The sequence below is a fragment of the Pseudomonas sp. LA5 genome (assembly GCF_028640825.1).
GTDB lineage: Bacteria > Pseudomonadota > Gammaproteobacteria > Pseudomonadales > Pseudomonadaceae > Chryseomonas > Chryseomonas aestiva.
This window is the reverse complement of sequence record NZ_JAQYZY010000006.1, coordinates 27,564-51,292: the sequence shown is the minus strand read 5'-3', so window position 1 is coordinate 51,292 and position 23,729 is coordinate 27,564. Positions and strand designations below refer to the sequence as shown.

The 23,729-nt window shown below is 67.7% G+C and carries 20 protein-coding genes; 9 read left to right on the top strand and 11 right to left on the bottom strand.

The annotated features are described in order from the left end of the window. Positions 1–117: 117 nt before the first annotated feature. Positions 118–675 carry a C40 family peptidase gene (locus PVZ72_RS00255; RefSeq protein ID WP_133861455.1) on the bottom strand — a complete coding sequence of 186 codons (558 nt, stop codon included), beginning with the start codon at positions 673–675 and terminating at the stop codon, positions 118–120. Positions 676–1,109: 434 nt separating this feature from the next. Between PVZ72_RS00255 and PVZ72_RS00250 the strand changes: the two genes are divergently transcribed. After that, entirely contained in the window at positions 1,110–1,514 is a 405-nt protein-coding gene (locus PVZ72_RS00250; RefSeq protein ID WP_133861454.1) for an NINE protein, read from the top strand. 50 nt (positions 1,515–1,564) lie between these two features. Here PVZ72_RS00250 and PVZ72_RS00245 read toward each other — a convergent pair whose 3' ends face one another. The 7 genes from PVZ72_RS00245 to gshB form a co-directional block, all read right to left on the bottom strand. Beyond that, positions 1,565–2,842, bottom strand: a complete 1,278-nt coding sequence (locus PVZ72_RS00245; protein ID WP_273860890.1) for a dihydroorotase — start codon at positions 2,840–2,842, stop codon at positions 1,565–1,567. Next, positions 2,839–3,837, bottom strand: coding sequence for an aspartate carbamoyltransferase catalytic subunit (locus tag PVZ72_RS00240; protein ID WP_133861452.1), 999 nt, complete (start codon positions 3,835–3,837; stop codon positions 2,839–2,841). The genes PVZ72_RS00245 and PVZ72_RS00240 overlap by 4 nt, the downstream gene beginning before the upstream one ends. Positions 3,838–3,852: 15 nt before the next feature. Further along, positions 3,853–4,362, bottom strand: coding sequence for a bifunctional pyr operon transcriptional regulator/uracil phosphoribosyltransferase PyrR (gene pyrR, locus PVZ72_RS00235; RefSeq protein ID WP_133861451.1), 510 nt, complete (start codon positions 4,360–4,362; stop codon positions 3,853–3,855). A gap of 2 nt (positions 4,363–4,364) precedes the next feature. Continuing rightward, entirely contained in the window at positions 4,365–4,817 is a 453-nt protein-coding gene (gene ruvX / locus PVZ72_RS00230) for a Holliday junction resolvase RuvX (protein ID WP_133861450.1), read from the bottom strand. Further along, positions 4,814–5,383, bottom strand: coding sequence for a YqgE/AlgH family protein (locus PVZ72_RS00225; RefSeq protein ID WP_133861449.1), 570 nt, complete (start codon positions 5,381–5,383; stop codon positions 4,814–4,816). Before PVZ72_RS00225 ends, ruvX begins: the two co-directional genes overlap by 4 nt. 55 nt (positions 5,384–5,438) lie before the next feature. After that, positions 5,439–6,317, bottom strand: coding sequence for an energy transducer TonB (locus tag PVZ72_RS00220; protein ID WP_187980360.1), 879 nt, complete (start codon positions 6,315–6,317; stop codon positions 5,439–5,441). Positions 6,318–6,420: 103 nt separating this feature from the next. Continuing rightward, entirely contained in the window at positions 6,421–7,371 is a 951-nt protein-coding gene (gshB, locus tag PVZ72_RS00215) for a glutathione synthase (protein ID WP_273860889.1), read from the bottom strand. 220 nt (positions 7,372–7,591) lie between these two features. On the opposite strand from gshB, the gene pilG reads away from it, so the two are divergent. The 8 genes from pilG (at position 7,592) to PVZ72_RS00175 (ending at position 20,723) form a co-directional block, all read left to right on the top strand. After that, the gene (gene pilG, locus PVZ72_RS00210) at positions 7,592–7,999 is read left to right on the top strand and encodes a twitching motility response regulator PilG (protein WP_007161679.1); all 408 of its coding nucleotides are present in this window, start codon (positions 7,592–7,594) and stop codon (positions 7,997–7,999) included. Positions 8,000–8,039: 40 nt separating this feature from the next. Then, positions 8,040–8,405 (top strand): twitching motility response regulator PilH, encoded by a 366-nt coding sequence (gene pilH / locus PVZ72_RS00205; RefSeq protein WP_007161680.1) that lies wholly within the window; start codon positions 8,040–8,042, stop codon positions 8,403–8,405. A 49-nt stretch (positions 8,406–8,454) separates the two neighbouring features. After that, complete coding sequence (locus PVZ72_RS00200) at positions 8,455–8,991, top strand: chemotaxis protein CheW (RefSeq protein ID WP_273860888.1); 537 nt, start codon at positions 8,455–8,457, stop codon at positions 8,989–8,991. 161 nt (positions 8,992–9,152) lie between these two features. Next, positions 9,153–11,183 carry a methyl-accepting chemotaxis protein gene (locus tag PVZ72_RS00195; RefSeq protein WP_273860887.1) on the top strand — a complete coding sequence of 677 codons (2,031 nt, stop codon included), beginning with the start codon at positions 9,153–9,155 and terminating at the stop codon, positions 11,181–11,183. 61 nt (positions 11,184–11,244) lie between these two features. Beyond that, entirely contained in the window at positions 11,245–12,093 is an 849-nt protein-coding gene (locus PVZ72_RS00190; protein WP_273860886.1) for a CheR family methyltransferase, read from the top strand. Positions 12,094–12,104: 11 nt separating this feature from the next. Beyond that, the gene (locus PVZ72_RS00185) at positions 12,105–19,232 is read left to right on the top strand and encodes a hybrid sensor histidine kinase/response regulator (protein ID WP_273860885.1); all 7,128 of its coding nucleotides are present in this window, start codon (positions 12,105–12,107) and stop codon (positions 19,230–19,232) included. Continuing rightward, positions 19,225–20,244 (top strand): chemotaxis protein CheB, encoded by a 1,020-nt coding sequence (locus PVZ72_RS00180; protein WP_273860884.1) that lies wholly within the window; start codon positions 19,225–19,227, stop codon positions 20,242–20,244. Before PVZ72_RS00185 ends, PVZ72_RS00180 begins: the two co-directional genes overlap by 8 nt. 11 nt (positions 20,245–20,255) lie before the next feature. Continuing rightward, positions 20,256–20,723, top strand: coding sequence for a chemotaxis protein CheW (locus tag PVZ72_RS00175; RefSeq protein ID WP_007161686.1), 468 nt, complete (start codon positions 20,256–20,258; stop codon positions 20,721–20,723). Here the strand turns inward: PVZ72_RS00175 and PVZ72_RS00170 are convergent. From PVZ72_RS00170 to PVZ72_RS00160, 3 genes are all read right to left on the bottom strand, one after another. Then, positions 20,720–21,379 (bottom strand): HAD-IA family hydrolase, encoded by a 660-nt coding sequence (locus tag PVZ72_RS00170; RefSeq protein WP_273860883.1) that lies wholly within the window; start codon positions 21,377–21,379, stop codon positions 20,720–20,722. The genes PVZ72_RS00175 and PVZ72_RS00170 overlap by 4 nt on opposite strands. Before the next feature lie 64 nt (positions 21,380–21,443). Then, positions 21,444–22,172: a 16S rRNA (uracil(1498)-N(3))-methyltransferase gene (locus PVZ72_RS00165; protein WP_273860882.1), complete on the bottom strand. Its 729-nt coding sequence runs from the start codon at positions 22,170–22,172 to the stop codon at positions 21,444–21,446. 13 nt (positions 22,173–22,185) lie between these two features. Continuing rightward, positions 22,186–23,586: an adenosylmethionine--8-amino-7-oxononanoate transaminase gene (locus PVZ72_RS00160; RefSeq protein WP_133861439.1), complete on the bottom strand. Its 1,401-nt coding sequence runs from the start codon at positions 23,584–23,586 to the stop codon at positions 22,186–22,188. Positions 23,587–23,729 lie beyond the last annotated feature (143 nt).

The following is a 23,729-nucleotide window of genomic DNA, read 5'->3' as shown; positions in this document are numbered from 1 at the left end:
TGTGATTGCATACAGTATCCAGGAAGCGGAGCGTCGTTCAATGGCTTTGCGCCGGGCGGCGCCGAGTGGAGCGACACTCCGCCGGGCGGTAGCGACCCGGCGGAGCGAGGGGCGGGATCAGGACTTGCGGGTGCGCTTGGTGCGCGGCTTGTCCGCGACGGGATCGGTTTCCGCCGCCAGGGTATTGGGCTGCTGCAGTACGCGCTTGGCCGACGCGAACCTCTTGGTCCAGTAGGGCTTGCTCAGGTGGTCGACGCGCACGCTCTCGCCACTGCGCGGGGCATGGACGAAACGATCGTTGCCCAGATAGATGGCGACGTGATCGATGCCGCTGCGCTGTCCGGTCTTGAAGAACACCAGGTCGCCGGCCTTGAGATCGCCACGAGCGACCTTGGGGCCCTTGAGCTGGGACAGCTCACGGGAGGTACGCGGCAGCTTGACGTTGTGTACGTCGCGATAGACGTAGTTCACCAGGCCGCTGCAATCCAGGCCGTTCTGCGGATTGGTACCGCCGAAGCGATAGGGCGTACCGACCAGGTCCATGGCGCGGGTCGCGACCTGGGCACCGACGTTGCGGGTGGCAGCCTGGGCGGTGGCCTGCTTACGGTGCAGGGCGCTGGTGGCGCGGGCGGCGTGCTTGGCGCGGGCGGCGGAGGCGGCCTGGGTAGGGTCCACCTTCGCGACGCGGCGAGCGGCGGCCTTGGGTGCGGGAGCGGCGGAGGCGTGCCGGGCGGCGGTCTTGGGAGCTGAGGCGGCGGTGACATGCCGGGCTGCGACCTTGTGGACCGGAGCGGCAGTGCGCGCTGCAGAGTTCTCTTTCGCTTGCACTGCCGCTGGCAGTACAAGACAGGCGGAGAGCCATGTCAGAAGAAATAAACGCATTGTCGTAGGGGTGTCTGAAGATCGAAGCGAGGGATTCTATACCAACCCTGTGGATATTTTGTGCACCTCTCATCAAGAAATTATGTAATTTTTAGCGGAAAGTGAGGTCCCTTGAGCGCCAACCAGTGAGACTCCCTGGGCATTCATCCAGTTTTCGACATAAAGTCACGGTGAAGGTAAGGGTGTAGGTAAGGCGGGTCTTTTCCTTAAGTCGCGAGGTCGTAGGCATGCGGTATCAGGACACCCACAGCAAGGTCATGGGCTATCTGCTGTGGATCTTCGGTTTTCTCGGCGCCCATCGCTTCTACTATGGCAAGCCGGTCACCGGCACGATCTGGTTCTGCACCCTGGGCCTGCTGGGCATCGGCTGGCTGATCGATCTGTTCCTGATCCCGGCCATGGATCGCGAGGCGGATCTGCGCTTCCAGTCCGGCTCCCTCAACTACAGCCTCGGCTGGATCCTGCTGACCTTTCTCGGCCTCTTCGGCGTCCATCGCCTCTACCTGGGCAAGTGGATCACCGCCATCCTCTATTTCTTTACGGCGGGTTTCTTCCTGCTGGGCGTGCTCTACGACTTCTGGACGCTCAACTCGCAGATCTCCGAGGAGAACCGCCGGCGGCTGGTGCGCTAGGTTCGGTTGGGCGACAAGCAGAAGGGGCTCCGCGGAGCCCCTTCTGCTATTCAGGCATCACGCCGGTAGGTGGTGCGACCACCCACCAGGGTGCGCTCGACGCGTCCCGCCAGGGTGAGGCCCCGGAAGGGGCAGTTGCGGCCGCGGGACAGCCAGGGCGTCGCGGCCTGGGCGGTCGGCTGCTGGGCGAACAGCACCAGGTCGGCCGGCAGGTCCTTGGCCAGGCGGCCCGCGTCGAGGCGCAGGGCCTGGGCCGGACCCTGGGTCAGGCGGGCCAGCAGGGTCGGCAGATCCAGCAGGCCGTCTTCCACCAGCGTCAGGGCCAGCGGCAGCAGCAGTTCGACACTGCTGATGCCCGGCTCGGTGGCGGCGAAGGGGGCCAGCTTGGCATCCGCCTCATGGGGCTGGTGGTGGCTGGAGATGGCACCGATCACGCCGTCTCGCACCCCGGCTCTCAGGGCGTCGCGATCTCGCGCGGTACGCAGCGGCGGTTTGACGTGGTAGAGGCTGGAAAAGCCCTGCAGCGCCTCGTCGGTGAGCAGCAGCTGGTAGAGCGCCACATCGGCGGTCACCGGCAGGCCACGGGCCTGGGCGGCGGCGATCATCTCCACCGCACGGGCACTGGTCAGCTGCCCGAAGTGGGCGCGTACGCCGCTCTGCTCCACCAGCAGCAGATCGCGGGACAGGGCGATGGTTTCCGCCGTCTCCGGAATTCCGGTGAGCCCCAGGAAGCTGGCGGTGGGGCCTTCATGGGCCAGGCCGCCATGGGCCAGATCGGCGTCGAGGGCGGTAAAGACCACAGTGAGGTCGAAGGTGGCGGCATATTCCAGCGCGCGCCGCTGTACCCGCAGATTCTCGAACGGCTGCAGGCCGTTGGTGAAGGCCACGCAACCGGCGTCGCGCAAGGCCATCAGCTCCGACAGCTGCTCGCCAGCCAGGCCCTTGGTCAGGGCGCCGATGGGATGGACGCGGGCGTGATCGGCGGTGCGCGCCCGATCAAGGATGAGTTCGGCAACCGCGGTGGTGTCCAGCACCGGACGGGTGGTGGGCGGGCAGCACAGGCTGGTGACGCCTCCGGCCGCAGCGGCGCGGGTCTCGCTGTCGACATTGCCCTTGCGGGTCAGGCCCGGTTCGCACAGGGCGACATCCAGGTCGACCAGGCCGGGGGCCAGGATCAGGCCGCTGGCGTCGAGCTGCTCGTCGGCCTGAAAGCCCTGGGGCGCTTCACCGAGGGCCAGGATGCGACCCTGGTCGACATGGACATCGCTGATCTGGTCGAGACCGGTGGCCGGGTCGATCAGCCGGGCATTGCGGATGCTCAGGCTCACTGCGCATTCTCCTGTAGCTGACGCTGGGCCGTCTGCCCGCTCATGGTCATCGACAGCACCGCCATGCGGACCGCGATGCCGTAGGTGACCTGGTTCAGGATGACCGATTGCTCGCCATCGGCGACCGCCGATTCGATCTCCACGCCGCGGTTGATCGGGCCGGGGTGCATGACGATGGCATCGGGCTTGGCGCGGGCCAGGCGCTGGCGGGTCAGGCCGAACAGCCGGTAGTACTCGCCTTCGCTGGGCAGCAGGCCACCCTGCATGCGCTCGCGCTGCAGGCGCAGCATGATCACTACGTCCACGCCGTCCAGGCCCTCGGCCAGGTCGGTACAGGTGCGCACGCCATAGAGCTCTTCGAGGCCGACCGGCAGCAGAGTGCGCGGCGCGACCACGCGGATGTCGCGGCAGCCCAGGGTGCGCAGCGCCAGCATGTCGGAGCGGGCGACCCGGGAGTGCAGGATGTCGCCGACGATGGCCACCGAGAGGTTGGCGAAGTCGCCCTTGTGGCGGCGGATGGTCAGCATGTCGAGCATGCCCTGGGTGGGGTGCGCATGGCGGCCGTCACCGCCATTGATGATGGCCACGTCCGGGCAGACGTGCTCGGCGATGAAGTGGGCAGCGCCGGAGTCGGCATGGCGCACCACGAACATGTCGGCGGCCATGGCCTCCAGGTTGCGCAGGGTGTCGAACAGCGTCTCGCCCTTGCTGGTGGAAGAGGTGGAGACGTTGAGGGTGATGACGTCCGCCGACAGCCGCTTGGCCGCCAGCTCGAAGGTGGTGCGGGTGCGGGTCGAATTCTCGAAGAAGACGTTGCACACGGTCTTGCCGCGCAGCAGTGGCACCTTCTTCACCGCCCGGGCTCCGACCTCCAGAAAGGAGTCGGCGGTATCGAGCAATTCGGTGAGGAGTTCGGCAGGCAGGTCGTCGAGTGACAGGAAATGGCGCAATTGGCCCTGGGCGTTGAGTTGCAGCGAGCGCGTAGCGTCGGTCATGGCAGCGAATCCAGGTCAGGCGGCGGGGACGTCGCGGTATTCGAGGGCGAGCGGCGAGGGGCCGGTCAGCTTGACGCGCTGGGTGGGGGCCAGGCTCAGGGTGGCGCCCACCACGTCGGGCTGGATCGGCAATTCGCGGGCATTGACGTCCAGCAGGCAGACCAGGGTCACACTGGCGGGACGGCCATAGTCGAAGAGTTCGTTGAGCGCCGCGCGCACGGTGCGACCGCTCATCAGCACATCGTCCACCAGCACCAGGTGGCGACCATCGATCTCGAACGGCAGGGCCGAGGGGCGCACCTGCGGGTGCAGGCCCTTCTGGGTGAAGTCGTCGCGGTAGAAGGAGACGTCCAGGCTGCCCAGCGGGGTGTCCAGGCCGAGTTCGGCCAGCAGGGCCTCGGCGACCCAGAGGCCGCCGGTGTGGATGCCGACGAAGCCGGGATCGGTGATGCCGCGGCGATTCAGCGACAGACGCAGGTCGGCGGCCAGCCGCGGCAGGAGCTCGGCGGGAGAGGGCAGGTGCATGGCTACTCCGATTGCGGGCGCGCGGCCCGTTCCAGTTGTTGGGTCAGCCAGCCTTCCAGGAGGAGGGCGGCGGCAAGGGCGTCCACCGGGCGTTCGCGATAACCGTCGCGCTGACCGCCCTGCAGGCGCTCGCCCTTGGCGGCATAGGTGGTGAGGCGCTCGTCATGGGTATGCACGGGCAGGCCGTAGCGCCCCTGCAGGCGGCGGGCGAAACGTTCGGCGCGCTCGCTCATCTCGCTGGGCGTACCGTCCATGTTCAGTGGCAGACCGACCACCAGGGCGGTGGGGCGCCACTCGTCCAGCAGGCGCTGGATCTGCTGCCAGTCGGGTACGCCGTTCTGCGCCTTGAGGGTGAGCAGTTCACGGGCCTGGCCGGTCACGGCCTGGCCGACGGCGACGCCGATCTGGCGGCTGCCATAGTCGAATCCCAGATAGAGCCCGCTGGGCGCGCTCATGCGTGACCCGCCTGACGCGAGAGCAGCCGCAGGTCGACCCCCAGCAGGGCGGCGGCCGCGCCGAGGCGCTGCTCGCTCGGCGTCTCGAACAGCAGGGCGCTGGTGGCCGGGGTGGTGAGCCAGAGATTGGCCGCCAGTTCCTCTTCCAGCTGGCCGGGGCCCCAGCCGCTGTAGCCGAGGGTGATCAGGTGGCGGCTCGGGCCGGTGCCGTCGGAGAGGGCGAAGAGCACGTCCGGCGAGGTGGTCAGGCTCAGTTCTTCGAGTTCCAGGGTGTTCTGGAACACCGGGCCGGCGTCATGCAGGACGAAGCCCCGATCGGTCTGCACCGGGCCACCGGCATAGAGCACGACCTGGGCATCTTCCTGGGTGACCGGTATCTCGGGGCGCAGCTGTTCGAGCAGGTCGTCCAGGTGCAGGCCATTGGGGCGGTTGATCACCAGGCCCATGGCGCCATCCGGGCCGTGGTCGACGAGGTAGATCACCGTCTCGGCGAAATGGGGATCGTCCATCTGCGGCATGGCGATCAGGAGCTGGTGCTGTAGGGTGGTGCTGGAGGTCGGCTTCATGACCGGCAAGTTTCCCGGTTGCGCGGTCCGGCTTCAAGTCCAACGGCGTCCCGGACTATTGACTGGACAGGCGGTCGCCACGCTCGAAGCGCCAGGTGCGGATGATCTCCAGCCGGTCGATGTCGGCCAGATCGCCGCTGAAGGGAGCGAAGGGTGCCGCCAGCCGGACGATGCGCAGCGCCGCCTGGTCCAGCACCTGGCGTCCCGAGGACTCCAGCACCTGGACCTCGTAGAGCGAGCCGTCCTTGTTGATGGCCACCAGCAGACGCAGGCTGCCGTAGAGGCGGTCGCGCTTGGCCTGCTCGGGGTAGTTGAGATTGCCGATGCGTTCGATCTTGCGCCGCCATTCTTCCTTGTAACGGGCGCCCTTGTCCTTTTGCGTCGAGGCGGCATTGATCCGCCAGATCTTCGGCCGCTTGGCGTATTGCTGGCGTTCCTCGGCGAGCTGGGCTTCCAGGCTGGCGAGTTCGGCGGCCTGGCTGTCGGACTCGGGGCTGGGCGCATCGCGCTGCTCCCGCTCCGGCGTCTCGCGACTGGGTTCGGCCTTGGTCGGCCGCGCGGCGCGGGTGGTCACCGCGGCCTTGGGCGCCTGGGCGCGATCCGCCGCCGGCGGGCGAGCCGGAGGCGCGGCCTGGCGGATCTCGCTGTCGTGGAAAGGCGCCTGCACCGGGGTGCTCGGCGCCGCCGCCTTGTCCAGCGTACCGCTGCCCTGCTGGTTTTCCTGGGCCAGGAAGTCGGCCTGCTTGGGCGCCTCGTCGCTCTTGAAGCTGGCCAGCGTCACCTCCAGGGTGCGACTGATCTGGGTAGGCTCGGGCAGCGAAAAGCCGACGCCGAGAATCAGCACGACGTGCAGCAGGGTCGCGATGAGCAGCGTGAAGCCCAGGCGGTCGGCGGGACGAACCTGGGCGGCGGGGGAGGAGGCGGTGCTGGGCATTGACTGGGTCGGCAAGGGCAGAGGACGCGCGGCAGGGCTGGCGCCAGTCTGCGGATTGTATCCGCGGTTGTCCATGCCGCCGCGGGCGGCATGGACGCGCGCCTCAGCCCGCGCGTTGCTGCGCGATCACGTCCATCAGGCGTTCGGCGATGCGGGTCTCGTAGGCCGCATCGATCTCGCGGATGCAGGTCGGGCTGGTGACGTTGATCTCGGTCAGGTGCTCGCCGATCACGTCCAGACCGACGAAGAGCAGGCCGCGCTTGCGCAATTCCGGACCCACCGTCGCGGCGATCTCGCGGTCCCGTGCCGACAGCGGCTGGGCGACGCCGCGGCCACCGGCGGCCAGGTTACCGCGGGTCTCGCCCTGGGCCGGAATGCGCGCCAGGCAATAGTCCACGGGTTCGCCGTCGATCATCAGGATGCGCTTGTCACCGTCCTTGATACCGGGCAGATAGCGCTGGGCGATGATCTGCTGGGTACCGTGGGCGGTCAGGGTCTCGAGGATCACCGAAAGATTCGGGTCGCCTTCGCGGTGACGGAACACCGAGCTGCCACCCATGCCGTCCAGCGGCTTGAGAATGACGTCGCCGTGGCTGCGGGCGAATTCGCGGATGATGTCGGCGCGGCGGCTGACCAGGGTTGGCGGCGCCAGCTCGGGGAACAGGGTGGCGAAGAACTTCTCGTTGCAGTCGCGCAGGCTGGCGGGACGGTTGACCACCAGGGTGCCGCCACGCTCGGCCTGCTCCAGCAGGTAGGTGGCATAGACGAATTCGTTGTCGAAGGGCGGATCCTTGCGCATCAGGATCACGTCCAGCTCGCGTAGCGGCAGGTCGACGTCTTCGCCAAAGGCGAACCAGCGCTCCGGATCCTGGAACACGTCCAGCTGCCGACCGCGACCGCGGGCCTCGCCATCGACCTGGTACAGGTCCTGCATCTCGAAATAGTGCAGGGTCCAGCCGCGCGCCTTGGCCGCCCACAGCATGGCCATGGAGCTGTCCTTCTTATAGGAGATGCGTTCGATGGGATCCATGACGATCCCCAGACGGATACTCATTGACGCTAGACCTCGGTTCTACGTGGGCAAGGCGTCAGGATAGCCCTTCGATCCCCTTCAGTGCCAATGCTTGCGCGATCGTCGTGGTGGGCGGGCCGGTGGTCCGCCACCAGGGGATCTGCGTGGTACGTCACGGTATTGTGTGCTACAAAGAGGCGCCGCCAAAGTGCCCGGATCGACATCATTCACGTTGCATCGACGATGAGCTGGTAGCTTGAACATGGAACAGTATTCGGAAGGGCTGAAGGTCATGGTGATCGACGACTCGAAGACGATTCGTCGGACCGCCGAGACCCTGCTCAAGAAAGTTGGCTGCGAAGTCATCACTGCCATCGATGGATTCGATGCGCTCGCCAAGATCGCCGATAGTCATCCCCACATCATCTTCGTGGACATCATGATGCCGCGACTGGATGGCTATCAGACCTGCGCGCTGATCAAGAACAACAGCGCCTTCCGCGCGACGCCCGTCATCATGCTCTCTTCCCGTGACGGACTCTTCGACAAGGCCAAGGGCCGCATCGTCGGCTCTGACCAGTACCTCACCAAACCCTTCAGCAAAGAAGAGCTGATCGGTGCGATCAAGACCCACGTCCCCAGTTTCACTCCGCTCGAACAAGCGTCCTGAGTGTCCTGAGGCGGGCGATTCTATCTAGTAGGAAATTTTCATGGCTCGAATTCTGATCGTCGACGACTCTCCCACCGAGATGTACAAGCTCACCGCCATGCTGGAAAAGCATGGTCATCAGGTGCTCAAGGCCGAGAACGGCGCCGACGGCGTCGCCCTGGCCCGCCAGGAGAAGCCCGACGCGGTCCTGATGGATATCGTCATGCCCGGCCTCAACGGCTTCCAGGCGACCCGGCAGCTGACCAAGGATGCCGAGACCAGCCATATTCCGGTGGTCATCGTCACCACCAAGGACCAGGAAACCGACAAGGTCTGGGGCAAGCGCCAGGGCGCCAAGGACTACCTCACCAAGCCCATCGACGAAGACACCCTGCTGCGCACCCTGGCGGGTGTCCTGCAAGGCTGAGGTCTTTCGTCCGTTTCTCGCGGCAGCGCCCCACTGGGCAGGGAATCCTATGAGCGACGCCTCCACGCCCTACGAGCTCTTGCGCCTGATCGATCTGCGCTGCCGCGAGCGGGCAGCCGGTCTGCCGGCGCAACAGGAAAACCAGCGCAGCTGGAGTGGCATCGGCTTTCGTCTCGGTGAATTGCGCTTCGTGATTCCCATGGGCGAGGTCAGCGAGATCCTGCCGGAGCCGCGTTTCACCGCCTTGCCCGGCGTCAAGCCATGGCTCAAGGGCGTGGCCAATGTGCGCGGTCGCCTGCTGCCGATCGCCGACCTGGGGCAGTTCCTCGGCGTGAAGATCCAGGCCCTGCGCAAACAGCGGCGGATCCTGATCGTCGACCATGGCGACCTCTTCGTCGGATTGGCGGTTGACGAAGTCCTGGGTATGCAGCATTTCGACATCGAGGCCTATCGCGAACACGCCGACAGCGTGCCGTCAGGCCTGCACTTCTTTCTGGAAGGTGTCTTCCAACGCGACGTGCCCTGGCTGGTCTGCAGCCCGCGCGCCTTGGTCGAGCATCCCGAATTCATGGACGTCGCGGCCTAGGTCGCCAGACGTCCGGACGCTGCAAGGCGGATCGGGGTCGGGATGGCAGGAGCCGTCGCCGACGGGTGGGGGTAGGGCGCCGAACACCGGCTTCAAGCGAACCGGTCTGGCGTCCGACAAGGATAGAACTAAAGGAACCAAGGTCCAGGCGGGGGCCGCTGATGAACAAACTCAATACCGGGAAACTCAACGCGTGGGTCGCGGGCATGTTCGTGGTGCTGATCGTCGCGATCGTGCTGCTGTTCGCCAACTTCGCGTACCTGGGCACCCAGACCAACTACGACAACCAGTACCAGGGCCAGGCCACCGAGCTGCGCATCCTCTCGCAGCAGCTGGCCAAGAGCGCCAGTGAGGCCGCCACCGGCAAGGCCGAGGCCTTCAAGGACCTGCGCCAGGCCCGTGCCGAGTTCGAGCGCCGCCTGAACATCCTGCGCAGCGGTGATCCGCAGACCGGCCTGCCGCCTTCGCCGGCGATCCTCGGTCCGCGTCTGGATACCCTGGAGTCCCAGTGGGAGAACCAGCGCAAGCAGGTCGACAGCATGCTCGGCAGTGAGCAGACCGTGCTGTCCCTGCACCAGCTGTCCGGCGCCCTGGCCGATACCATTCCCCAATTGCAGGTCGAGAACGAAGAGATCGTCGACATCCTGATCGAGCGCGGCGCGCCCGCCAGTCAGGTGGTGGTGGCCCAGCGTCAGGCACTGCTCGCCGAGCGAATCCTCGGCGCCATCAACAAGATCCTCACCGGCGACGAAGCCGCTGTGCAGGCTGCCGACAGCTTTGGTCGCGACGCCAGCCTGTTCGGCCGGGTGCTCAAGGGCATGCGTGAAGGCAATGCCTCCATGGGCATCGCCAAGATCACCGACCCCGAGGCGGTCGGCCGCCTCAACGAAGCCAACAAGCTGTTCGAATTCGTCTCCGGCAACGTCGACGAGATTCTCGCCACCTCACCCGAGCTGCTACAGGTCCGTTCCGCCGTGGGCCTGATCTATCGCGGCTCCCAGGCGCTGCTCGGTTCCGCCTCCGACCTCAGTGGCAGTTATGCCTCCCTGGCCCAGAGCCGCAAGATCAACACCGTGGGCAGCTACCTGCTGGTGTTCATCGCCCTCGGCGCCATCCTCTGCATCGGCTATATCCTGGTCCGCGACACCCGCCGCCGCCTGGCCGAGACCGACGAGAAGAACCAGCGCAACCAGACCGCCATTCTGCGCCTGCTGGACGAGATCGCCGACCTGGCCGACGGTGACCTGACCGTGCAGGCCACGGTGACCGAAGACTTCACCGGCGCCATCGCCGACTCCATCAACTACTCCATCGACCAGCTGCGCGAACTGGTGGAAACCATCAACCAGACCGCTGTCCAGGTGGCCGCCGCCGCCCAGGAGTCCCAGGACACCGCCACGGTGCTGGCCGAGGCCTCGGAACACCAGGCCCAGGAAATCGCCGGGGCTTCCGCAGCGATCAACGAGATGGCCGTGTCCATCGACCAGGTATCCACCAACGCCTCCGAATCCACCGCGGTGGCGGAGCGCTCCGTGGCCATTGCCAACAAGGGCAACCAGGTTGTGCACAACACCATCATCGGCATGGACAGCATTCGCGAGCAGATCCAGGACACCGCCAAGCGGATCAAGCGCCTGGGCGAATCGTCCCAGGAGATCGGCGACATCGTCGGCCTGATCAACGACATCGCCGACCAGACCAACATCCTGGCCCTGAACGCCGCCATCCAGGCCTCCATGGCCGGTGACGCCGGCCGCGGCTTCGCCGTGGTCGCCGACGAGGTCCAGCGCCTCGCCGAGCGTTCCTCGGGCGCCACCAAGCAGATCGAGGCCCTGGTCAAGGCGATCCAGACCGACACCAACGAAGCGGTCATCTCCATGGAGCAGACCACCTCGGAAGTGGTACGCGGGGCCGCCCTGGCCCAGGACGCCGGTGTGGCCCTGGAAGAGATCGAGAAGGTTTCCCAGAGCCTGGCCGGGCTGATTCAGAACATCTCCAACGCCGCGCGCCAGCAGTCCTCGTCCGCCAGCCACATCTCCAGCACCATGAACGTGATTCAGGAGATCACCTCGCAGACCTCGACCGGTACCACCGCCACCGCGCGCAGCATCGGCGAGCTGGCCAAGCTGGCCAGCGAGATGCGGCGTTCGGTTTCGGGCTTCAATCTGCCGAACGAGCAGCCGCTGGGCTGAACACAGCGGCCACATCGTGGTGTGGCGAGGGGGAGACGGGGTGGGGGAGTCGAGTTGGGCGTTGCGCCGTGCTCCCGAGCTGCCGGATGCGGACTTCGAGCGTTGGCGACAGTTGCTGGAAACCCGCGCCGGCATGGTGCTGGACGATCGCCAGCGCAGCTTTCTGCAGATCCAGCTGGCCGCGCGCATGCGCGAACTGACGATCGCGGACTACGACAGCTACTACCAGGTCGTCTGCGCCGGCATCGGCGGGCGCATCGAATGGGTTCGGCTGCTCGACCGCCTGACCATCCAGGCCACCCGCTTCTTTCGCCATCCGCCGTCCTTCGCGCTGCTGGAAACCTATGTGAACGAGTTCGCCAAGACCGCCGAGGGCGATAGCCTGACCCTCTGGAGCCTGGGGTGTGCCAGTGGCGAGGAAGCCTTTTCGATGGCCATCAGCACCGCCGAAGTGCTCACGCGGCAGACGCGCCCGCTGACGTTCGCCCTGACCGGTACCGACATCAGCAGCGAAGCCCTGCGCCAGGCGCGGCAGGGCACCTACAGCCTGCAGCGCCTGGCCGGGGTGCCGCCCGCCCTGCGCGAGCGGTATTTTCGTCCGCGCAGCGATGGCAACTTCGAGGTCGCCGCCGGCTTGATGGAGCGACTGTGCTTTGCCCGGCTCAATGTGCTGGAACTGGGCCAGGCCCCCTTGCAGGGGCTTAACGTCATTTTTTGTCAGAACTTGCTGATTTATTTCCGCCGCTGGCTGCGTCGAGACCTGCTCAACCAGCTGGTCCAGCGGCTTGCACCGGGTGGGCTCTTGGTCCTGGGTGTCGGTGAGGTGAGCAATTGGAGCCACCCGCAACTGATACCCGTCGATCATCCCGAAGTCCTGGCGTTCACCCGCCAGCTGGACCACCCGGCATGACAGGAGCCGAGATGATCGATCGACACGACTACGTAGCCCTCGAGTGGGTCAAGGGAGAGATCGCCGAAACCTTGCAGCAGGCCCGCAAGGCGCTCGAGGCGTTCGTCGACAACCCGCACGACCGTAGCCGCCTGGGTTTTTGTCGGACCTATGTGCATCAGGTCTACGGCACCTTGCAGATGGTGGAGTTCTACGGCGCCGCGCTGCTCGCCGAAGAGATGGAGCTGTTGCTGCAGGCCCTCCATGAAGAGCGGGTGAACAGCTCCGACGAGGCGCTGGAAGTGCTGATGCAGGCCATCCTGCAGGTACCGCCCTATCTGGATCGGGTTCTTGAAGCCCGCCGCGATCTGCCTCTGGCCATCCTGCCACTCCTCAACGACCTGCGTTCGGCGCGCGGCGAGAAGCTGCTCTCCGAGACCAGCCTGTTCTCTCCGGATCTCTCCGCCACGCCGCTGTCGCTGAGCGACGCCGAACTGGCCGACCGCGCCGCGCCGGACTGGCTGCCGCGCTTGCGCAAGTTGCGCCAGGCGCTGCAGGGCGCCCAGGTCGGGCTGTTCCGCGACCGCGATGTCCAGCTGCACCTGGATTACCTGCTGCGGGTCTTCGAGCGCCTGGACCAGCTCTGCGCCGGTTCGCCCTTCGGCGCGCTCTGGCCGGTGGCCGCAGGCCTCACCGAATTGCTGCAGGCCGGCGAGCTGGACAACAGCAGTTCGATCCGCGGCCTGTTGCGGCAACTGGATCGCGAACTCAAGCGACTAATCAGCGATGGGGTGACCACCCTCAATCAGCCGGCGCCGGCCGATCTGCTGAAGAATCTGCTGTTCTACCTGGCCAAGGCGCCGGTGCAGAGTCCGCGCATCGCCGCACTCAAGGCGCACTATCGCCTCGACGAGGCCCTGCCGGATGCCGAGCTGGTGGGTTTCGAACGCTCACGCATCGTCGGTCCGGATCGCGAAGCCATGCGCTCGGTGGTGACCGCGCTGTGCGAAGAGCTGGTGCAGATCAAGGACAGCCTGGACCTCTTCGTGCGCAGCGATCGCCAGCAGCCCGCCAGCCTGCGCGGTCTGCTGGCCCCGCTCAAGCAGATCGCCGATACCCTGGCGGTGCTGGGCTTCGGTCAGCCGCGCAAGGTGGTGCTCGAACAGCACGAAGCCGTCGCCGAACTGGCCGAGGGCGTGCGCGAGGCCAGCGACGCCGCCCTGATGGATATCGCCGGGGCGCTGCTCTATGTCGAAGCCACCCTGGCCGGCATGGTCAGCGGCAACGAGGTGGGCGATGCCGAAGAGAGCCGGCTGCCCACCACCGACATCGATCAGCTGCATCGGGTGGTGGTGCGCGAGGCGCGCAATGGCCTGGAGCAATCCAAGGATGCCATCATCGAGTTCATCGCCTCCCAGTGGAACCATGTCCACCTGGAGTCGGTGCCCCTGTTGCTGACCCAGGTCCGTGGCGGCCTGGCGATGATCCCGCTGGAACGGGCCGCGGGCCAGGTGCAGGCGGCCAACGACTACATCTGCCAGCAGCTGCTGGGCAAGCAGGCCGTGCCGGACTGGCAGAGCCTGGACACCCTTGCCGACGCCATCACCAGCGTCGAGTACTACCTGGAGCGCCTGGCGGAAGATCCCTCCACGCCCCACGACATGATCCTCGACATCGCCGACGAGAGTCTCATCGCCCTCGGCTATCCGCCCAGGGCGGCTGGCGACGGCGAGGCGGCGGCAGCGCCCCTGGCCTCCGGCGAGGTCGCGACGCCGGCTCTGGATCTGGATCTGCCGGAAGACCAGCCCCTGGTTGCGGAACCAGTGGCCGAAGAGGCGCTGGAACTCACCGCCCTGCCGGTCGAGGAGCCTGCAGCGGCTGGCGAAGCCTCCCCTGCCGAACTCGAGCCAACCGCAGCGGAAGCGTCGCTGACCGCCGATCTTCTGGAGGCAGACGCGGCGGCCGAGGGGGCGGATGACGAGCCGCTCGGCGAGACCGCGCCCGCGCATGACGAACCCGAGGCGCTGCTGGCCGACAGCGAGGCGGACAGCCTGTCGCTGGCGACCGCCGATGCCGATGCCGATGTGATCGCCGAGGTATTGGCCGCGCCGGTCAGTCCCATCAACCCCCCGGCAGCGCAGGTGCCGCAAGCGCTGCTGCCGCCCGCCGCCGACGCCGAGCCGGTCGAGGACGAACTGCGCGAGGTCTTTATCGAAGAGGCCGGCGAGGTCCAGGCGGAGCTGGAACGCTGGCTGCCGATCTGGGAGGCCGAGCCCGAGCAGCGCACCGCCCTGAGTGAATTGCGGCGCAATTTTCACACCCTCAAGGGCAGTGGCCGCATGGTCCAGGCACTGGTCATCGGCGAATTGGCCTGGGCCCTGGAAAATCTGTTCAATCGCCGGCTGGACCACAGCGTCGCCCACAGCACCGCCCTGCAGACGGTGGTCGAGCAGACCTGCGCCCTGCTGCCGGAGCTGGTCGAGGAGTACGCCGAGAATCGTCAGCGGCAGCGTGACGACGTCGACTGGCTGGCCCACGCCGCTCATGCGCTGGCCCGTAACGAAGCCTTGCCCGAGCGTACCTCACCGGGCAGCGCAGCCGCCTCCGCGTCGGCGACGCTCCCCGAAGCGGAGGTGCTTGAGCCTGAGGTCGCGGCACCCGTCGCCGCCGAAGCCGATACCCAGCTGCTGGATATCTTCCGCACCGAGGCCCAGGCGCACCTGGAAACCGTGCGCCGCTTTCTCGAGCAGTCCGAAGCCGGCAGTGCCCAGCCGGTCTCCGACAATCTGCTGCGTGCCCTGCACACCCTCAAGGGCAGTGCCCATATGGCGGGCAGTTCGCCGATGGCCGAGCTGGCATCCGCGCTGGAACGGCTGGCCAAGGAATACAAGCTCGCCCATGTCGCCTTCGCCGAACCCGAGTGCGCCTTGCTGGCCCGGGGTGCCGAGTTGCTGGAGCAGCGCCTGGGCGAACTCGACGAAGGGGCGCTGGCGATGCCGCTGGCAGGCGCGCCGGACGTCATCTCGTCCTGCGAAGCGCTGCTGGAGGAGCTGGATCCCCAGTTGCCGCTGCCCGAGGCACCGCTGCCGGAGCAGCGTGACATCCTGCGGCTGACCGATTTCCTGATGCCCGGAATGGACCTGTTGCTGGAGGCCGATGAGCGCCTGCATGCCTGGCGGACCGGTGGTGACCAGGCGGCCTGCGCGGATCTGCTGGCCGAGCGGCTGAATACCTTTGCCGATGGAGCCGCCCGGGTCGGCCTGGCCGATGTCGAGCAACTCGCTGAAGCGCTGCAGGTGGTCTATGCCGCTGCGGCGAGCGGTTCGCTGCCTGCCGACGAGGCCTTCTTCCGCGAAGCGGCAGAGGCCCAGGAAGCCCTGATCAGCATGCTCAACCAGCTGGCCGGTGGCATGCGGGCCACGCCGAGCGAAGAGCGGATCCAGGGCCTGCGCGGCCTGCTGGCCGGCATTCTCGCCGGGTTGCCCATGGCGGCCACCAACCTGCTGGCCGAGCCCGAACCCGAAGAGCTTTTCGATCCGGCAACGGCCACGCCGGTCGCACCCGAGCTGGCGCTGGACGTCGAATTGCCCGCCGAAGCCGAAGCCGAAGCCGAAGCCGAAGCCGAAGCCGAAGCCGAGCCTGAGCTGGAGTCGCTGGATCAGCCGGAAGAGCTGCTGCCACCTTTGGTGGACAGCGAGCCGGCGGATGCCGTCGAGGTCGAGCCCGAGGCTGCCGAGCCCGTCGATCCGGAGATGCAGCTGATCTTCCTCGAGGAAGCCCAGGATCTGCTGGACAGCGCCGACCGGGCCCTGAAGCGTTGGCTGGTGGAGCCGCAGCAGCGCTTCCACCTTGGCACCCTGCAGCGCGATCTGCATACCCTCAAGGGCGGCGCCCATCTCGCCGGGGTGATGCCGGTCGCGCGTCTGGCGACGGAGCTGGACGCCATCTACGAAGGCCTGCTCGATGGCCGTCTCGCCGGTGGCGCCGAACTGGGCAACCCCCTGCGTGACGCCCATGGCTGCCTCGCCGCGCAGCTCGAAGAGCTGGCGGCGGGTGACCCGGTCAGTGAGCATGGCGAGCAGGTCGAGCGCCTGCAGCGCATCCGTACCGGCCATCTCGATGAACGGCTGGGGTCGGACGCCGCCGGGTCTACCCCAGGCGAGTTTGAGCTCGGCGAAGCCATCGCGGACCAGCCGACGGCTGCGGAGTCGTCGCTGTGTGCGCCGACGCCCCTGGCCGCCGCGCCGGAGTCGGACGAGGGACCCGACGCCGAGTTGCTGGCCATCTACATCGAAGAGAGTCGCGACCTGCTCGACAGCATGGCGAACTCGCTGCGCGCCTGGGAAGCCGAACCGCACAACAGTCTCGAACTGGAATCCCTGCTGCGCGACCTGCATACCCTCAAGGGCGGTGCGCGCCTGGCCGAGGTGGATGCCATCGGCGATCTGGCCCATGCCCTGGAGGCCTTCTACGAGGGTCTGGCGCGGGGAAGGATCAAGCCCGGTGCCGACCTGGGCAGTCTGCTGCAGCGCTGCCACGATCGTCTGCACGAACAACTCGAAGCCCTGGCCCAGGGGCAGGCTTCGGCGCCGGCTGGCGACCTGATCGAGGCCTTGCGTGACTACCGCGGCGAGCCGCTGGCGGCCGGCGTGACGGCCGCGCCCGTGGTTGCCGCACCGGTCTTCGACGCCGACACCGATGCGGAAATCCTCGAAATCTTCATGGAGGAAGCCCAGGACCTGCTGGTCAGCATGGACGAGGCCCTGGCGAACTGGCCGGCCGCGCCCGACGTGGCGGTGGACGAGTTGCTGCGCTGCCTGCATACCCTCAAGGGTGGTGCGCGCCTGGCCGGTCTGCACGGCCTGGGTGAGCAGGCCCATGAGCTGGAACAGCAACTGGCGGAATTGCGCTCGCTCGCCGTGGGATTGAGCGAGGACGATCGCGAGCGGGTACGCGCCCTGGCGACCCAGGGGGTCGACGGACTGCAGCTGGCGGTCGCCCAGCTGGCACTACCGGCCGCCGCTCCGGCGAGTACGTCCCCGGTGCCGGTCGAGACGGCCGAAGCCGAAGCCGAAGCCGAAGCCGAAGCCGAAGTCGCGATCGAGTCTGATCTGCCGGCGGCCGCGGACCTGGCCGGGGATGACGAGACGCCAGGCCCAGACGCCGAGTCCGGCGTCGCGAGCCCGTTCGCCGCATCGCCTGAGCCGACCAGTACCACGGCACCGGTCATGGTGGCGGCCGAGACGCCTGCGCCAGCGGCTGCGCCGCTGCCGTTCGTGCAGCGCCTGCAGCAGGTCCGCCAGCAGGCGGCGCAGCGGCGCTCTTCCCAGGAACTGGTGCGGGTACCGGCCGCGTTGCTGGAACAGCTGGTCAACCTGGCGGGCGAGACCTCGATCTTCCGCGGCCGCGTCGAACAGCAGGTCAGCGACATCGGTACCACCCTCGGCGAGATGGAAGCCACCATCGAGCGGGTCCGCGATCAGCTGCGCCGGCTGGATACCGAGACCCAGGCGCAGATCATCAGTCGTCATCACGAAGACGTGGATCGCGCCGGCTACGAGGATTTCGACCCCCTGGAGCTGGATCGCTATTCCCAGCTGCAGCAGCTGTCCCGGGCGCTGTTCGAATCGGCTTCCGACCTCCTGGATCTGAAGAACACCCTGGGCCAGCGCAATCGCGATGCCGAGACCCTGCTGCTGCAACAGGCGCGGGTCAACACCGAGTTGCAGGAAAGCCTCATGCAGACCCGCATGGTGCCTTTCGAGCGCATGGTGCCGCGACTGCACCGGGTGGTACGCCAGGTCAGCGCCGAACTGGACAAGCCGATCGAGCTGCGCGTCGACAACGCCGAAGGCGAGTTGGACCGCACGGTGCTGGAGCGGATCATTCCGCCGCTGGAGCACATGCTGCGCAACGCCATCGACCACGGGGTCGAGGACGCCGCCGGGCGCCAGCGCGCCGGCAAACCGGCCGAGGGCGTGATCAGCCTGGATCTGCGCCGTGAAGGCGGCGACATCATCCTGACCCTGGCCGATGACGGCCGGGGCATCGACCTGGCCGCGGTGCGCCGCAAGGCCATCGAGCGCGGCCTGATGGCGGAGGACGCGCAACTCACCGATCAGGACCTGCTGCAGTTCATCCTCGAATCCGGCTTCTCCACGGCGCCGACCGTCACCCAGATTTCCGGGCGGGGCGTGGGCATGGACGTGGTGCACCAGGAGGTGAAGCAACTCGGCGGCAACATGGACATCCACAGCGTGGCGGGCGAGGGGACGCGCTTCACCATCCGCCTGCCGTTCACCGTGTCGGTGAACCGCGCGCTCATGGTGCATGCCGGCGATGACCTCTATGCCGTGCCGCTGAACACCATCGAGGGTATCGTGCGGGTGACCGCGGCCGATCTCGAGCGCTATTACCGCCCGGGGGCGACGACCTTCGAATACGGCGGCCAGCACTATGACCTGCGCTACCTGGGCCATCTGCTCAACAACGGCCAGCAGCCCAAGCTGAGCGGCCAGAGCCTGCCGCTGCCGGTAGTGCTGGTGCGTTCCGCCGAATACGCGGTCGCCGTGCAGGTGGATGCGGTGGCCGGCTCGCGGGAGATCGTGGTGAAGAGCCTCGGTCCGCAATTCGCCGGGGTACCGGGCCTGTCCGGTGCCACCCTGCTGGGGGACGGGCGCGTGGTGGTGATTCTCGACCTGCTGGCGATGATCCGCAGCCAGCGCGCCAGCGGCGAAGAGCTCGCCCGGCTGGCGCAGGGCCCGGCCACGGTGGCCGAGGTCACCCGGCCGGCGCTGGTCATGGTGGTGGACGATTCGGTCACGGTGCGCAAGGTCACCAGCCGCCTGCTGGAACGCCACGGCATGGAAGTCTTCACCGCCAAGGACGGGGTGGATGCCATCGCCCAGTTGCAGGAGCGGCAGCCGGACATCCTGCTGCTGGACATCGAGATGCCACGCATGGACGGCTTCGAGGTGGCGACCCTGGTGCGCCATGACCCGCGCCTCAAGGACCTGCCGATCGTGATGATCACCTCCCGAACCGGGGAAAAGCACCGCGAGCGGGCGCTGAGCCTGGGCGTGAACGAATACCTGGGCAAGCCCTACCAGGAGAGCGAACTCCTGGCCCACATCCATCGGTTGGTCAGGCAAGATGACTGAGATGCACACCGCCCGCGTCGCCATCCTGGCCGACAGTCCGCTGCAGCGCCACGTGCTGCAGCAGGTGCTGGCCGACAATGGCTATCACGTCGTCCTCAACAGCGATCCGGAGCGCTTCGACGAAGCGGCCTGGCCCACGGTCGCGACCGACCTGTGGCTGATCGACCTGAGCCAGACGGAGGAGTCGCCACTGGTGGACGCGCTGCTGGAGGGGGCCGAGGTGCCCATCCTGTTCGGCGAAGGCCAGGCTCCCGAGCGTTTCACCGACCCCTTCACCCAGTGGGAAAAGCGCCTGATCGGCAAGCTCAAGCGGCTGATCGGCGATCCGGTGGCGGCGGTCGGCCCGGCCCTGGAAACCCTGCTGCAGGACCAGCCGCGACCGCCGCGCCTGACCCTGCCGGAACCCCTGGCCAATCTGCCGCTGCCAGCCGGCGATCCGGCCCCCGAGGTCTGGTTGCTGGCCGCGTCCCTGGGCGGTCCGGCGGCGGTGAAGGCCTTTCTCGATGCCCTGCCGGGCGGTCTGCCGGTCGGCTTCCTCTATGCCCAGCACATCGGCGACGGCTTTGCCGCCAGCCTGCTGCGCGCGGTCGGCCGGCACAGCCAATGGCATATCCAGGGCGCGCGCCCGGGTGAGCCGGTACGCTGCGGCGAGGTGGTGGTGGTGCCGACCCAGCAGGAGCTGACCTTTCGCGCCTCTGGTGCCCTGGACATCGTCGAGCGCGCCTGGCCCGAGCCCTATACGCCGTCGATCAGCCAGATGATGCTCAATCTGGCGCAGCACTTCGGCGCGCGCTGTGGGGTCATCGTCTTCAGCGGCATGGGCAACGACGGCACCGCTTCGGCGCCCTATGTGCGGCGTCGCGGTGGCACGCTCTGGACCCAGTCGGCGAGCACCTGCATCGCCCCGAGCATGCCGGAAAGCCTGCGCGAATCGGGTCTTGCGACCCTTACCGCCGATCCCCGCGGCCTGGCCGAAGCCCTGGTGGCGCGCCTGGCCGAGCAGCGAAGCTAAAGGAATTCCCCATGTCGACCGCCGCTCCCGCCGAACACCTGACCGGTCTGCTGCTGACCCTGGCCGATCGTACCCTGCTGCTGCCCAACGCGGCGGTCGCCGAGCTGGTGCCCTGTCGCGAGATCCGGCCGCTGCCGGTGCAGCCGGACTGGTGCCTGGGCCAGGTCGCCTGGCGCGATCTGCGCCTGCCGCTGATCAGTTTCGAAGCGCTGTCCAGCGGCAGTGCCGCGCAATTCGATGGCGATCGCCATGCGCGGGTGGCCATCCTCAACGCCCTGGGTGGGCGTGAGCGGGTGCGCTTCCTGGCGCTGCTGATCCGCAGCATTCCGCGCTCGTTGCGCATCACCCCGGAGCTGGTCGCCGCCGAGGTGCCCCTGGCCGCCCTGGAGCTGGGCGCCGTGGCCTACGAAGGCGGCACGGCGCGCATTCCCGATCTGATCGGCGTAGAAGAACGGCTGGCCGCTGCTGGTGTGTTCTAGGACTGCCGGGTGAGGCGCATCTTGCCGTTTTCATCCAGGCTGACAGCGACTCCGCGGTAATCCGCCAGGGTCGGCAGCCCCAGGTCCAGCGGCTGGCGATGAGTCGCGGTGATGGCCACGGCATCGGCGCCGGCCGCCTTGGCCGCGGCAAAGCCGGCGTGGGCATCCTCGAACACCAGGCAGTCGCCGATCGCCACTCCCAGCTTGCGCGCACCCGCCAGGAAGCAGTCCGGCGCGGGCTTGCCCTGGGTGACGTCTTCGGCGCAGATCATCACCGGCGGCAGGGCCATGCCGGCCGCGGCGAGCCGCACTTCCGCCAGCCGGCGCGAGGCCGAGGTGACCAGCGCCCAGCTGCCGGTTGGCAGACTGGCGAGGAAGGCCGCCGCGCCGGGGATTTCCTGGATGTCGGCGACGTCGGCGATCTCCAGTTCGGTGATGGCGCGGGTCTCGGCGTCGATGTCCGCGCCCGCCGGAGCGAAGCGTTGCACCGTTTCCACGGCCCGCACTCCGTGCATCACGGCGAGGACGTCCGCCGGATCGAGGCCGTGGCCGAGTGCCCAGGTGCTCCAGGCGCGTTCGGCGGAGGCCACGCTGGTGAGCAGGGTGCCGTCCATGTCGAACAGGAAGGCGGCGTAGGGGCGAGAGGGCAGGGTCATCCGGGGCTCCAAAACTATCCGTGGGGAAGGGACGGACCGCCGTGGGCAGCGGCCCGCGGGCAGATCAGGGGGTCTGGAAATCACCCCAGAGTTGCTGGGCCACACTCAGGGCCACCACCGGGGCGGTCTCGGTGCGCAGCACCCGCGGTCCCAGGCGGGCCGGCTGGAAACCAGCGGCGCGGGCGGCCGTGACTTCGGCCTCGCTCAGGCCGCCTTCCGGGCCGATCAGCAGGGCCAGGCGGGTGGGGCGGGCATGGCTTTCCAGAGGCTCCGCCACCGGGTGCAGGACCAGCTTGAGATCGGCGTCCAGCCCGGCCTGCCAGTCGGCCAGCAGCTGCGGCGGATGGATCAGCGGCACCGTGGAGCGACCGCACTGTTCGCAGGCGCTGATGGCGACCTGGCGCCAGTGCTGCAGGCGCTTGTCGGCGCGTTCATCCTTGAGGCGCACCTCGCAGCGTTCGCTGACCAGCGGGGTGATCTCGGCCACGCCCAGTTCGGTGGCCTTCTGGATCGCCCAGTCCATGCGCTCGCCGCGGGACAGGCCCTGGCCGAGGTGGATGCGCAGCGGCGAATCGGGTTGGCCGGGCAGTTCCTCGGTCAGCTCGACGCTGAGGGTCTTCTTGCCCACCGCGGTGACCTGGCCGAGGTATTCGCGGCCGCTGCCGTCGAACAATTGCATGGCATCCCCCGGCGCCAGGCGCAGCACGCGGCCCAGGTAGTGGGCCTGGGCCTCGGGCAGGTCGAGGTGGCCGAGGGCCAGGGGCAGGTCGAGGTGGCAGCGGGTTAGACGCATGGCGGACTCCAGATCAGCCGGGATCGCGGTGGTTGGGGTGCAGGTCGCTCAGGGCGACGCTGACCGAGGTGCGGGTGGCAAGCTCGATGCCTTCGCTCGCCACCTCGGCGAGGAAGTCGATCTGCTCGGGGGTGATGACATAGGGCGGCAGGAAGTAGACCACGTTGCCCAGGGGTCGCAACAGGGCGCCACGGGAGAGGGCGTGCTGATAGACGGCGAGACCGCGGCGCTCCTGCCAGGGGTAGGGCGTACGGCGGGCCTTGTCGGCGCTCATCTCGATGGCCAGGGCCATGCCGGTCTGGCGCACCTCGCCCACGTGGGGATGATCGACCAGGTGCGCGGTGGCCTCGGCCATGCGCCGGGCCAGGGGCTTGTTGGCCTCGATGACGTCGTCCTGGGCGAAGATGTCCAGGGTCGCCAGGGCGGCGGCGCAGGCCAGCGGATTGCCGGTGTAGCTGTGGGAATGCAGGAAGGCGCGCAGGGTGTGGTAGTCGTCGTAGAAGGCCTGGTAGACCGCATCGGTGGTGAGGCAGGCGGCCAGCGGCAGGTAGCCGCCGGTGAGGGCCTTGGACAGGCAGAGGAAATCCGGACGGATGCCGGCCTGCTCGCAGGCGAACATCGTCCCGGTGCGACCGAAGCCCACGGCGATCTCGTCGTGGATCAGGTGCACGCCATAGCGATCGCAGGCCTCGCGCAGGAGGCGCAGATAGACCGGGTGGTACATGCGCATGCCGGTGGCGCCCTGGATCAGCGGCTCGACGATGACCGCGGCGACGCTGGCGTGGTGCTCGGCCAGGGTGCGCTCCATGTGCGCGAACATCTGCCGCGAATGCGCTTCCCAGTCCATGCCCTCGGGGCGCAGGTAGCAATCGGGACTGGGCACCTTGAGGGTGTCCAGCAAGAGACCCTGGTAGGTCTCGGTGAACAGCGCCACGTCACCCACCGACATGGCCGCGACCGTCTCGCCGTGGTAGCTGTTGGTCAGGGTGACGAAGCGGCGCTTTTCCGGCTGGCCCACGTTGCGCCAGTAGTGGTAGCTCATCTTCAAGGCCACCTCGATGCACGAGGAGCCGTTGTCGGCATAGAACACCCGGTCGAGGCCGGCCGGGGTCAGGGCGACCAGGCGCTCGGACAGTTCGATCACCGGCTGGTGGCTGAAGCCGGCGAGGATGACGTGCTCCAGCTGGTCGACCTGGGCCTTGATGCGCTCGTTGATGCGCGGATTGGCGTGGCCGAAGACATTGACCCACCAGGAACTGACGGCATCCAGGTAGCGCTTGCCGTCGAAGTCCTCCAGCCAGACGCCTTCGCCACGGCGGATCGGGATCACCGGCAGCTGCTCGTGATCCTTCATCTGGGTGCAGGGGTGCCAGAGCACCTCCAGGTCACGGCGCATCCAGTCGTGATTGGTCATTGGCGTCTCCTGGCGGCGGGCCCGGCGATAAAAAGGGGGCGCAAGCCTAAGCCAGGGCGCGCGACGGGAGCAAGGCGCGGGCCGATTGCCGGTCATGGCGCCGTCTGGTTGCCCCGGGGCCGCTGGCGTATGCTGCGCCACCG

Bases quoted from the DNA above. Each gene is read 5' to 3' on its own strand.
- PVZ72_RS00250 (WP_133861454.1), top strand. From the start codon at position 1,110: ATGCGGTATCAGGACACCCACAGCAAGGTCATGGGCTATCTGCTGTGG.
- PVZ72_RS00220 (WP_187980360.1), bottom strand. From the start codon at position 6,317: ATGCCCAGCACCGCCTCCTCCCCCGCCGCCCAGGTTCGTCCCGCCGAC.
- PVZ72_RS00160 (WP_133861439.1), bottom strand. From the start codon at position 23,586: ATGACCAATCACGACTGGATGCGCCGTGACCTGGAGGTGCTCTGGCAC.
- PVZ72_RS00185 (WP_273860885.1), top strand. From the start codon at position 12,105: ATGATCGATCGACACGACTACGTAGCCCTCGAGTGGGTCAAGGGAGAG.
- PVZ72_RS00170 (WP_273860883.1), bottom strand. From the start codon at position 21,379: ATGACCCTGCCCTCTCGCCCCTACGCCGCCTTCCTGTTCGACATGGAC.
- PVZ72_RS00240 (WP_133861452.1), bottom strand. From the start codon at position 3,837: ATGACCGACGCTACGCGCTCGCTGCAACTCAACGCCCAGGGCCAATTG.
- PVZ72_RS00225 (WP_133861449.1), bottom strand. From the start codon at position 5,383: ATGAAGCCGACCTCCAGCACCACCCTACAGCACCAGCTCCTGATCGCC.
- PVZ72_RS00175 (WP_007161686.1), top strand. From the start codon at position 20,256: ATGTCGACCGCCGCTCCCGCCGAACACCTGACCGGTCTGCTGCTGACC.
- pyrR (WP_133861451.1), bottom strand. From the start codon at position 4,362: ATGCACCTGCCCTCTCCCGCCGAGCTCCTGCCGCGGCTGGCCGCCGAC.
- gshB (WP_273860889.1), bottom strand. From the start codon at position 7,371: ATGAGTATCCGTCTGGGGATCGTCATGGATCCCATCGAACGCATCTCC.
- ruvX (WP_133861450.1), bottom strand. From the start codon at position 4,817: ATGAGCGCGCCCAGCGGGCTCTATCTGGGATTCGACTATGGCAGCCGC.
- pilH (WP_007161680.1), top strand. From the start codon at position 8,040: ATGGCTCGAATTCTGATCGTCGACGACTCTCCCACCGAGATGTACAAG.
- PVZ72_RS00180 (WP_273860884.1), top strand. From the start codon at position 19,225: ATGACTGAGATGCACACCGCCCGCGTCGCCATCCTGGCCGACAGTCCG.
- PVZ72_RS00200 (WP_273860888.1), top strand. From the start codon at position 8,455: ATGAGCGACGCCTCCACGCCCTACGAGCTCTTGCGCCTGATCGATCTG.
- PVZ72_RS00165 (WP_273860882.1), bottom strand. From the start codon at position 22,172: ATGCGTCTAACCCGCTGCCACCTCGACCTGCCCCTGGCCCTCGGCCAC.
- PVZ72_RS00195 (WP_273860887.1), top strand. From the start codon at position 9,153: ATGAACAAACTCAATACCGGGAAACTCAACGCGTGGGTCGCGGGCATG.
- pilG (WP_007161679.1), top strand. From the start codon at position 7,592: ATGGAACAGTATTCGGAAGGGCTGAAGGTCATGGTGATCGACGACTCG.